We start from the raw sequence: 8,207 nt of genomic DNA, 5'->3' as shown, positions 1-8,207 counted from the left end.
AGGATCGTCTCGGCCGCCGCGGTGCCCGGAACGACGACGGTCTGCTCGGGCGGGCCGCGGCCGGTGCGGTGGCGCCGCCTGGCCGCCCGGCCAAGAGCGGTGGGGCGGCACCGGCGCCGCCGTGGCCGGGGCGGATCCCGCCGCCCGCGCCAGCTGTCGTGCTGCCCACTCCGCTGCTCGCCGCCGTGCACGACGCCGCCGGCGAGCCAGTCGTGGTCAGCGCCCGGCTGGCGGTCAGCGCGGCGCCCGCGCGGCTGACCGTCGGCGCCGGCCAGCCGGCTGAGATCGTCGGCTGGGCCGGCCCATGGCCGGTGGACGAGCGCTGGTGGGCGCCGGCCGAGGCCCGCCGCCGGGCCCGGTTCCAGGTCTGCCTGGCCGACGGGGCCGCCCTGCTGCTCGCGGTCGAGGGCGGCCAGTGGCTGGTGGAAGCGATCTATGACTGAGCGCCGTGCCCTGGCCCCGGGCCGTGCCTCGGTCGCGGGCCGTGCTCCGGTCGCGCGCCGTGCTCCGGTCGGGGGTCGTGCTCCGGCCGCGCGGCACGCCAACGTGCCGCCCCGGCTTCCACCCGTCGGAGGCTACGAACTTGATGACGTGAACGGATCGCCCTCCGCTTCCGCTTCCGCTTCCGCTCCCGCTCCCGCTCCCGCGATTCATCCGCGTCATCAAGTTCGTAGTCAACCAACGGTTACCCGCCGCCCGGCGGGGGTGGAACCAGATCCTGGAGGAATCTGGCCCCGCCGGGGATCGCCACCCGCCAGGATCTCGACGCGGGCTTCGGGAGCCGGCCGGTGAGCTTCCACAACCCGAAGATGCCCTGGTCGGAGCTGGAGCAGGTGCTCTCCGGGCGGCCCGACGGGCGGTCCGGGAAGGGGCGGCCCCGGGGCGAGCGGCACCTGCACGTGGTGGACCCGCTCGCGGTCGACGCCGACGGCGGCGACTCCCCGGCCTGGAGCCGCAAGCGCCAGGACTACCGGCCGCCGGAGCTGGACCGCCCGGACGACGCGGTGCCCTACGCGGAGCTGCACGCGCACTCCAACTTCAGCTTCCTCGACGGGGCCAGCCACCCCGAGGAGCTGGCCGAGGAGGCCGCCCGGCTGGGGCTCACCGCGCTCGCCGTCACCGACCACGACGGCTTCTACGGCGTGGTGCGCTTCGCCGAGGCGGCCCGCGCGCTGCACCTGCCGACGGTCTTCGGCGCCGAGCTCTCCCTCGGGCTGCCCGGCCCGCAGAACGGCGAGCCGGACCCGCACGGCGCGCACCTGCTGGTGCTGGCCCACGGCCACGAGGGGTACGCCCGGCTCGCCACCACCATCGCCCGGGCCCAGCTGCGCGGCGGCGAGAAGGGCCGCCCGGTCTACGGCGAGCTGGCGGAGGTCGCGGAGGAGCTGCGCGACCACGTGCTGGTGCTCACCGGCTGCCGCAAGGGGCACGTGCCCGCCGCGCTGCTCACCGAGGGCGTCGACGCGGCGGCCCGGGAGCTGGACCGGCTCACCGCGCTCTTCGGCGCCGAGACGGTGGCGGTGGAGCTGACCGACCACGGCCACCCGCTCGACGCCGACCGCAACGACGCGCTGGCCGAGCTGGCCGCCGCGGCGGGGCTGCCCACGGTGGCCACCAACAACGTGCACTACGCCACCCCGGGGCGGCGCCGGCTGGCCACCACCGTGGCGGCGGTGCGGGCCCGGCGCAGCCTGGACGAGATCGACGGCTGGCTGCCCGCCGCCGCCACCGCCCACCTGCGCAGCGGCGCGGAGATGGCGGCGCGGTTCGCCGCGTACCCGGGGGCGGTGGCCCGGGCCGCCGAGTTCGGCGCGGAACTCGCCTTCGACCTGCAACTGGTCGCGCCGCAGCTGCCGGCGTACCCGGTGCCGCCGGGGCACAGCGAGATGAGCTGGCTGCGCCACCTCACCATGGCCGGCGCCCGGGAGCGCTACGGCCCGCCCGAGGCGCACCCGGAGGCGTACGCGCAGCTGGAGCACGAGCTGCGGATGATCGAGGACCTGGGCTTCCCGGGCTACTTCCTGGTGGTCTACGACATCGTCGCGTTCTGCCGCGAGCAGGACATCTACTGCCAGGGCCGGGGCTCGGCGGCCAACTCGGCGGTGTGCTACGCGCTGCGGATCACCAACGTGGACGCGGTGCGCCACCGGCTGCTCTTCGAGCGGTTCCTCGCCCCGGAACGGGACGGCCCGCCCGACATCGACGTGGACATCGAGTCCGACCGCCGGGAGGAGGTGATCCAGCACGTCTACGCCCGGTACGGCCGGGAGCACACCGCCCAGGTCGCCAACGTCATCTCCTACCGGCCACGGTCGGCGGTGCGGGACGTGGCCAAGGCGTTCGGTTTCTCGCCCGGGCAGCAGGACGCCTGGAGCAAGCAGATCGACCGCTGGGGCTCGGTCGCGGCGGTCGACGTCGAGGACATCCCCGAGCAGGTGGTGGCGTACGCCAACGAGCTGCAGACGTTCCCCCGGCACCTGGGCATCCACTCCGGCGGCATGGTGATCTGCGACCGGCCGGTGATCGAGGTCTGCCCGGTGGAGTGGGGGCGGATGCCCGGCCGCAGCGTGCTCCAGTGGGACAAGGACGACTGCGCCGCCGTCGGCCTGGTCAAGTTCGACCTGCTGGGCCTCGGCATGCTCTCCGCGCTGCACTACGGCTACGACCTGATTGGGATGAGCCTCGACCTGGGCGACATGACCCTGGACGACCCCGAGGTCTACGACATGCTCTGCCGGGCCGACTCGGTCGGGGTGTTCCAGGTGGAGAGCCGCGCCCAGATGGCCACCCTGCCCCGGCTCAAGCCCCGCGAGTTCTACGACCTGGTGGTGGAGGTGGCGCTGATCCGCCCCGGCCCGATCCAGGGCGGCTCGGTGCACCCGTACATCCGGCGCAAGAACGGCCAGGAGCCGGTGACCTTCGCGCACCCGCTGATGCGCAACGCGCTGGAGAAGACCCTCGGCGTGCCGCTGTTCCAGGAGCAGCTCATGCAGCTCGCCATCGACCTGGCCGGTTTCGACGCGGCCGGGGCCGACCAGCTGCGCCGGGCCATGGGGGCGAAGCGCTCGGTGGAGCGGATGGCGCAGATCGCCGACCGGCTCTACGCCGGGATGGCCGAGCGGGGCATCACGGGCGAGCTGGCCGACGACGTCTACCGCAAGCTCACCGCGTTCGCCAGCTACGGCTTCCCGGAGAGCCACGCCATGAGCTTCGCCTACCTGGTGTACGCCAGCTCCTGGCTGAAGCGCTACCACCCGGGACCGTTCCTGGCCGCGCTGCTCAACGCCCAGCCGATGGGCTTCTACTCGCCGCAGACCCTGGTCGACGACGCCCGCCGGCACGGCGTCGAGGTCCGCCGGCCGGACATCAACGCCAGCGGCGCCAAGGCGGTGCTGGAGTCCACGCCGGAGACCCGGTGGGGGAGCCAGCCGGGCGAGCCGCCGCACGCCTGGGGGCTGGGCGGCCCGGCGGTCCGGCTGGGGCTGTCCGGCGTGCGTACCCTCGGCGACGAGGTGGCCGAGCGGATCGAGGCGGAGCGGACGGCCAACGGGCCGTACCGCGACATGCCGGACCTGGCCCGCCGGGTCGGCCTGACCGCAGCGCAGCTGGAGGCGCTGGCCACCGCGGACGCCTTCGCCTGCTTCGGGCTGACCCGGCGGCAGGCCCTCTGGGCCGCCGGCGCGGCGGCCCAGGACCGGCCGGGCCGGCTGCCCGGCACGGTGACCGGCACGGCCCCGCCCACCCTGCCCGGGATGGAGGCGGTGGACCGCCTGGTCGCCGACGTCTGGGCCACCGGCCTGTCCCCGGAGAGCCACCCGGCCCGGTTCATCCGGGACCGGCTGGACGCGCTGGGCGCGGTGCCGATCGCCCGGCTGGGCCGGGTGGAGCCCGGGCAGCGGATCCGGGTCGGCGGGATCGTCACCCACCGGCAGCGGCCGGCGACCGCTGGCGGGGTCACCTTCCTCAACCTGGAGGACGAGACCGGCATGCTCAATGTCACTTGCTCCCCGGGGCTCTGGCAGCGCTACCGTCGAGTCGCCCGCACCAGCAGCGCGCTGGTGGTGCGGGGCCGGTTGCAGCGGCACGAGGGTGTCGTCAGCCTCACCGCGGACCGGCTGGACTCGATCGAGCCGCCCGTCACGCCGGCGTCCCGGGATTTCCGTTGAGTGGAGTGATCCACATTACGGTTTCCCGGCCCCGGAGGCGGGAGACTCCCGGCACGGGTGGGCAGAGTGGCCCACCTGCGTATGGGGGATGAACCGATGACCTTTCACAGCACGTACCCCGGTGGCGTGGCGAACGCCCGACGGACCCGGCTGGGCGCCGGCTGGGCACCCACCCACGAGGTGGAGCCGCGGGAATACCAGGTGACCGACGGGCCGGTGGCCAACGCCCAACGGTCCCGCGCCGAGGAGGACCCCGCCGGCGGTGGCGAGTCCTGACCCCGGGCCCGGGGGTGACTAGGCTCGGCGGCGTGGAGCGCACCCGAACCCTGACCCCCCGGACCGCCGTGATCTGGGCGGTGCTCCGGGCCGAGCTGGACCGGCGGGCCGGCGAGCGGCTCACGGTGCTCGACGTCGGCGGCGGGACCGGCGGCTTCGCCGTCCCGCTCGCCGAGGCTGGCCACCGGGTCACCGTGGTCGACGCCAGCCCCGACGCGCTCGCCGCGCTGACCCGCCGGGCCGCCGAGGCCGGGGTCGCCGAGCGGGTACGCGCGGTGCAGGGCGACGGCGACGCGCTCGCCGGGCTGGTCGAGCCGGCCACCGTCGACCTGGTGCTCTGCCACTCGGTGCTGGAGGTGGTGGACGACCCCGCTCCGGTGGTCGCCGCGCTGGCCGCCGCCCTGCGCCCCGGCGGCGCGGCCAGCGTGCTGGTCGCCGGCCGGGCCGCCGCCGTGCTGGCCCGGGCGATGAACGGCCACCTCGACGTGGCCGCCGCGCTCGCCGCCGACCCGGCCGGCACCGCCGGTGCCCGGGACACCCTGCACCGCCGCTACGACGCCGACGGCGCCACCGCCCTGCTCGCCGCCGCCGGCCTCACCGTCGAGGAGATCCACGGCGTACGCGTGTTCGCCGACCTGCTCCCGGCCGCGGTGGCGGACGGCCAGGCGGCCGCCCTGGTCGAGCTGGAGCGGACCCTCGCCGCCCGGCCGCCGTACCGCGACCTCGCCGCCCAGCTGCACCTGTTCGCCCGCCGCCCGGCATGACCGGCCCGGCGGTGGGTCCGCTCGACCGGGTGGCGCCCCGCTACGGCGGCGGCAGCCTGATCGACGTGTTGCCCAGCGCGCTCGCGCTGCTCGGCGTGCCCGGCGCCGCCGACCTGCTCGGCCTGGCGCCCCGGCTGGCCGGGGTGCGCCGGATCGCCGTGCTGCTGGTCGACGGGCTCGGCTGGTACCAGATTCCCACCGCCGCCCCGTACGCGCCGACGCTGGCCGGGCTGGCCGCCACGGTCGGCGTCCCGCTCACCGCCGGTTTCCCCTCCACCACCCCGACCAGCCTGGTCAGCCTCGGCACCGGCACCCCGTCCGGCGCGCACGGGGTGCTCGGCTTCAAGGTCCGGGTGCCGGGCACCGACCGGGTGCTCAGCCACATCGAGTGGGCCGCCGACCCGGATCCGCTGCGCTGGCAGCCCGTCGCCACCTGCTACGAGCGGGCCCGCGCCGCCGGGGTGGCGGTCACCGTGGTCAGTCGCCCGGAGTACGGCGGCAGCGGCCTCACCCTGGCCGCGAACCGGGGCGGCGACTACCGGGGCGCGGCCGGCGTCAACCCGCTCGCCGAGCGGATGCTCGCCGCCCTGGCGGCCGGTCCCGGGCCGGCACTGGTCTCCGGCTACCACCCCGACCTGGACCGGCACGGGCACCTCAGCGGCGTGGACTCCGCGCCCTGGCGGCTGGCCGCCGCCGAGGTGGACCGGCTGCTCGCCCGGCTGGTCGACGGGCTGCCGCCGGACGCCGCGCTGCTGGTCACCGCCGACCACGGGCAGCTCAACGTGCCCGACGGGCACCGGATCGACCTGGACACCGACTCCCGGCTGCGGGCCGGCGTCCGGGTGGTGGCCGGCGAGCCCCGGGTCCGCTACCTGCACGTCGAGCCGGGCGCCACCGCCGACGTGGTGGCCGCCTGGTCGGCGGTGCTGGACGGCGCCGCCCGGGTGCTGACCCGGGCGGAGGCGGTGGCCACCGGCTGGTTCGGGCCGGTGCCGGAGGCACACCTGGGCCGGATCGGCGACGTGGTGGTGGTCTGCCGCGACACGTACGCCGTGGTCGCCACCCGCTCGGAGAAGCCGATGGAGTCGCGGCTGGTCGCGTACCACGGCGCGGACACCGCCGCCGAGATGACCATCCCGCTGCTGGTGGTCCGCGGCTGACCCGCCGGGGCCGGACTGTCGGACCGGGGGGCTAGCCTGCGGGGATGGGCCGCAGCCAGTCGTTGCCCCGGGGCGGTGATCCGCGCTTCGGGCCGGACGCCGACGACACCGGCTGCCCGATCCTGCACGTCGACATGGACGCGTTCTTCGCGTCGGTGGAGGTGCGCCGCCGCCCCGAGCTGCGCGGCCGCCCGGTGGTGGTGGGCGGGATCGGTCCGCGCGGGGTGGTCAGCTCGGCCAGCTACGAGGCCCGCCGCTACGGCGTCCGCAGCGCCATGCCCACCGCCCGGGCCCGGGCGCTCTGCCCGCAGGCGGTCTACCTGCCGCCGGACTTCACCGCCTACTCGGCCGCCTCGCGGGCGGTGATGCGGATCTTCCGCGACGTCACCCCGCTGGTCGAGCCGCTCTCCCTGGACGAGGCGTTCCTCGACGTGGCCGGCGCCCGGCGGCTCTTCGGCGCCCCCACCGAGATCGCCCGGCTGATCCGCCGCCGGGTCGCCGAGGAGCAGGAGCTGACCTGCTCGGTCGGGGTGGCGCCGAGCAAGTTCGTGGCCAAGCTCGGTTCCACCCGGGCCAAGCCGGACGGGCTGCTCGTGGTGCCCGCCGCCCGGGTGCTGGAGTTCCTGCACCCGCTGCCGGTGGCGGCGCTGTGGGGGGTGGGGGAGCGCTCCGCCGAGGCGTTGCGCCGGCTCGGCCTGAACACCGTGGGCGACCTGGCCGAGGCGTCACCGGGCCTGCTGCGCCGGGCGGTGGGGGAGGCGTCCGCCGGCCACCTGCACGAGCTGGCCTGGGGGCGGGACCCGCGCGGGGTCTCCCCGGAGCACGTGGAGAAGTCGATCGGCGCTGAGGTCACCTTCGACACCGACGTCACCGACCCGGTGGAGATCCGCCGCGCGCTGCTCGCCCTCGCCGAGAAGGCCGGCGCCCGGCTGCGCGCGGCGGGTCAGGTCGGGCGGACCGTGTCGCTCAAGGTCCGGTTGGCCGACTTCCGCACGGTCAGCCGCTCCCGCACCCTCGGCGTGCCCACCGACACCGCCCGGGAGATGTTCGACACGGCGTGGGCGCTCTGGACCGCCCTCGCCCCCGGCGAGCCGGTCCGGCTGGTCGGCGTCCGGATGGAGGGGCTCGCCGCGGCGGAGGAGACGCCGCAGCAGCTCACGCTGGGCGCGCCCGAGCGCGGCTGGCGGGAGGCGGAGGCGGCGGCCGACGCGGCGGCCGCCCGATTCGGGCGGTCCGTCATAGGTCCGGCCAGTCTTCTCGGGAAGCGTGATCCCCGGCGAGTCGAAAAACCGGCCCGGCCGTAGGTCGTCCCGCTTTCCGACGCGCGAGACCCCTCGTAGACTTGCGGGTAAGCAGCCGGTCGGCTGCCACGGTCTGTCGGCCCGTCCGGGGCCGACCAACGTGACCGGGGAGGAGTGCCGTGCCGCTCTCGGAGCACGAGCAGCGGCTGTTCGAGCAGATCGAGCGGTCGCTTGCCGAGGACCCCAAATTCGCCTCGGCCGTGCGCGCCAGCGACCCGCGTTTCCACGCGCGGCGTCGCGTGCTCGTCGCTGCCGGCGTGGTCATCGCTGGTCTGGCCCTGTTGATCTACGGTGCCGTGATCAAGACGCCCCCGCTGGCCGTGGCGGGCTTTGTCGTCATGCTGGCCTCGTTGGGCTACGCGGTGCAGTCGCACCGCCGATCCCAGTCGCCCGACCTGCACGTGGTCGGCGGCACGACGAGCCGTCGTCGTCCCCGTGGCCGCAGCGGCCGCCGGGGCTCCTTCCTCGACCGGATGGAGGACCGCTGGCGGCAGCGCCCGGAGGGGCATCGCTGAGCGCTCCCGCCCCTGATCGGGCGGG

At 76.0% G+C, this 8,207-nt stretch carries 6 protein-coding genes and 1 pseudogene; all 7 read left to right on the top strand.

Annotation, left to right across the window (positions count from 1 at the left end; all coding sequences use genetic code 11):
* Positions 1 to 443: pseudogene (locus tag AB0F68_RS25875) on the top strand (DNA polymerase Y family protein); the annotation flags it as partial.
* Between the two features lie 345 nt (positions 444 to 788).
* On the top strand, positions 789 to 4,166 hold the full coding sequence (locus AB0F68_RS25870; RefSeq protein WP_357342779.1) for an error-prone DNA polymerase: 3,378 nt from the start codon (positions 789 to 791) through the stop codon (positions 4,164 to 4,166).
* A 96-nt stretch (positions 4,167 to 4,262) separates the two neighbouring features.
* A complete protein-coding gene (locus AB0F68_RS25865) occupies positions 4,263 to 4,442 on the top strand; it encodes a hypothetical protein (RefSeq protein ID WP_091268414.1) in 180 nt (59 codons plus the stop codon).
* A gap of 14 nt (positions 4,443 to 4,456) precedes the next feature.
* On the top strand, positions 4,457 to 5,206 hold the full coding sequence (locus tag AB0F68_RS25860) for a methyltransferase domain-containing protein (RefSeq protein WP_357342777.1): 750 nt from the start codon (positions 4,457 to 4,459) through the stop codon (positions 5,204 to 5,206).
* On the top strand, positions 5,203 to 6,366 hold the full coding sequence (locus tag AB0F68_RS25855; protein WP_357342775.1) for a nucleotide pyrophosphatase/phosphodiesterase family protein: 1,164 nt from the start codon (positions 5,203 to 5,205) through the stop codon (positions 6,364 to 6,366). The genes AB0F68_RS25860 and AB0F68_RS25855 overlap by 4 nt, the downstream gene beginning before the upstream one ends.
* A gap of 44 nt (positions 6,367 to 6,410) precedes the next feature.
* The gene (locus tag AB0F68_RS25850) at positions 6,411 to 7,670 is read left to right on the top strand and encodes a DNA polymerase IV (RefSeq protein WP_357342773.1); all 1,260 of its coding nucleotides are present in this window, start codon (positions 6,411 to 6,413) and stop codon (positions 7,668 to 7,670) included.
* A gap of 116 nt (positions 7,671 to 7,786) precedes the next feature.
* Positions 7,787 to 8,182 carry a DUF3040 domain-containing protein gene (locus tag AB0F68_RS25845; RefSeq protein WP_091268111.1) on the top strand — a complete coding sequence of 132 codons (396 nt, stop codon included), beginning with the start codon at positions 7,787 to 7,789 and terminating at the stop codon, positions 8,180 to 8,182.
* Positions 8,183 to 8,207 lie beyond the last annotated feature (25 nt).

This window comes from Micromonospora sp. NPDC023966 (genome assembly GCF_040639095.1).
Taxonomy (GTDB): domain Bacteria; phylum Actinomycetota; class Actinomycetes; order Mycobacteriales; family Micromonosporaceae; genus Micromonospora.
This window is presented reverse-complemented; position numbering and strand designations above follow the sequence as displayed.

Bases quoted from the DNA above. Each gene is read 5' to 3' on its own strand.
- AB0F68_RS25850 (WP_357342773.1), top strand. From the start codon at position 6,411: ATGGGCCGCAGCCAGTCGTTGCCCCGGGGCGGTGATCCGCGCTTCGGG.
- AB0F68_RS25855 (WP_357342775.1), top strand. From the start codon at position 5,203: ATGACCGGCCCGGCGGTGGGTCCGCTCGACCGGGTGGCGCCCCGCTAC.
- AB0F68_RS25865 (WP_091268414.1), top strand. From the start codon at position 4,263: ATGACCTTTCACAGCACGTACCCCGGTGGCGTGGCGAACGCCCGACGG.